Source organism: Bradyrhizobium sp. 23AC (assembly GCF_054863025.1).
In genome coordinates this window covers 1-235 of sequence record NZ_JAVAYN010000217.1, presented here as the reverse complement: position 1 = coordinate 235, position 235 = coordinate 1, and the positions used below count along the sequence as shown (strand labels likewise).

Below are 235 nucleotides of genomic sequence, written 5' to 3'. Positions count from 1 at the left end.
TTTGCCGATTTGGAGATCGTCACGAACCGGATCAACCGGCTCCAAGATCAAAGCAAAAAGCCCAAGCCGGCAAAAGAACGCGAGGCAGATCAGCAGGAGCTATCGTTGCTACAACGCATCGCGGCAGCGTTCGAGGAAGGTAAGCCGGCGGCTTCCGTGGACCTCAAAGAAGACGAAGAAAAAGCGGTCCGTAGTTTTCAACTCCTCACGCTCAAGCCCGAACTCGTGTTCGTGA

1 pseudogene is annotated in these 235 nt (G+C 54.5%); it reads left to right on the top strand.

The annotated features are described in order from the left end of the window. A pseudogene (locus RAD10_RS42175) lies at positions 1-235 on the top strand (hypothetical protein); the annotation flags it as partial.